Source organism: Isoptericola hypogeus (assembly GCF_039531145.1).
Taxonomy (GTDB): domain Bacteria; phylum Actinomycetota; class Actinomycetes; order Actinomycetales; family Cellulomonadaceae; genus Isoptericola; species Isoptericola hypogeus.
Window position 1 is genome coordinate 1 of record NZ_BAAAPM010000033.1, and the last position, 1,606, is coordinate 1,606.

At 70.5% G+C, this 1,606-nt stretch carries 4 protein-coding genes; all 4 read left to right on the forward strand.

The annotated features are described in order from the left end of the window. Positions 1 to 414: Gp19/Gp15/Gp42 family protein (locus tag ABD254_RS21360; protein WP_344251017.1), on the forward strand; the 414-nt coding region annotated here is incomplete at its 5' end. Positions 415 to 421: 7 nt separating this feature from the next. Continuing rightward, positions 422 to 856 carry a DUF6093 family protein gene (locus ABD254_RS21365; protein WP_344251019.1) on the forward strand — a complete coding sequence of 145 codons (435 nt, stop codon included), beginning with the start codon at positions 422 to 424 and terminating at the stop codon, positions 854 to 856. Next, a complete protein-coding gene (locus ABD254_RS21370; RefSeq protein ID WP_344251021.1) occupies positions 856 to 1,251 on the forward strand; it encodes a hypothetical protein in 396 nt (131 codons plus the stop codon). Before ABD254_RS21365 ends, ABD254_RS21370 begins: the two co-directional genes overlap by 1 nt. A gap of 1 nt (position 1,252) precedes the next feature. Continuing rightward, the coding region (locus ABD254_RS21375) for a hypothetical protein (RefSeq protein WP_344251023.1) at positions 1,253 to 1,606 on the forward strand (354 nt) is incomplete at its 3' end.

The following is a 1,606-nucleotide window of genomic DNA, read 5'->3' on the forward strand; positions in this document are numbered from 1 at the left end:
TTCGACGAGAAGGCCGACGCGGCGCAGATCGCGCAGATCCAGCGCTGGCTCGACCGCACCGAGGCGATCATCCGACTGCGAATCCCCGACCTGGACGACCGGGTCGCGGCCGGCACACCGCCCGAGGCCGTCGTAGTCGACGTCGAGTCGGCCGTCGTGGCTCGCAAGGTCCTCAACCCGAACGGCCTCACCAGCAAGGCGCAGACCCGCACCCTGGACGACTGGTCCGAGACACAGTCCGAGACCATCGGGTCGGACTACATGGACGGCACCCTGCAGCTCACGGACGACGAGTGGGCGCTGCTCGGCCTGTCGTCCGGTGAGGCGTTCACGATCACCCCGTACGGGCAGGTCGGCGTCCCCGCCGGCTACTGCGGTCCGCCGTATGTCCCCGGCGAACCGTACTGGTGGTGAGACAGCGGTGAGCGTCGCCGACGACATCTCGGCGAAGGTCGCGCAGTGGGCGGCCGACGCGCGCGAGCAGTTCCGCGGTCGGATGCGCGGCACGCTGTCGATCACGCGCCCCGACCCGTCCCATCCGCTGGAGAACCCGGCCACCGGGGAGGTCACGTTCGCGGGGCCGGAGGTCTACAACGGGCCGGGCTACCTGCGCTACCCCGGGCTGGCGCAGGAGACCTCCCCGATCGCGGGCGGGTCCACGCAGTTCGACTCACGCATCGTGGTGCGCGTCCCGTTCGGGGTCGCGTTCCGTCCCGGCGACCAGGTCGAGGTCCTCGTCGACCCGGACAACCCGCAGCTGGTCGGCACCCGCGTGTGGGTCGCCTCCATCGACGACCAGTCCCAGGCCACCGCGCAGCGCCTCCTCTGTGTGGACCATCAAGGAGGTGTGCAGTGATGGCCGGCGTCACGTTCGACACCAGCGAGCTGGACGCGTTCGCGGCCGAGCTCGGCAAGGCGGGCGCGTTCACGCAGAAGGGCGTGCGCGGCGTGATCTCCAAGGGCGCGCTGAACATCAAGAAGCAGCAGCAGGCGGAGATGCGCCGCTCCTCCTACTTCGCGATGATCGCGCCGACCATCAGCTACGACATCCGTGAGGTCTCGGCGTTCGGCGGCGGGATCGTGGAAGCGGAGATCGGGCCTGTGAAGGGTGGCGCCGGCTCCCTGGCAAACATCGCCTACTTCGGCACCAGCAGGGGTGGCGGCACCGTGCCCGACCCCGAGGACGCGCTCCAGGCCGAGGCGCCGCGCACCGCGAAGGCCCTGCTGGACCTCATGGCGCAGGCGATCTGACGTGCGGTACCACTACGCAGCCCTGGAGAACGTGCTCCAGCTCGCAGGCTTCACCACGTACCTCGTCGAGGCCCCCGGGGACGTCGAACTCCCGTACCTGTTGATCGAACCGCAGTCCGCGGACGGGATCGAGCAGGCCGTGTGCGGCACGAACGTGCACCTGGAGATCTCGTTCCGTCTCAAGGCCGTCGCCGGCCTCCCCGGGGTTGCGATGGACCAGCTGGGCCGCGCGAAGGCGATCCTGTCCCCCACCGGGCCGCCCGAGCCGCTGGACGGCGTGCCCGACCGCGCCGTGGACGTGCAGTGGCGGCGGCACGAGACCGACACGTTCGACCAGCAGGTCACCGTGCCCGGC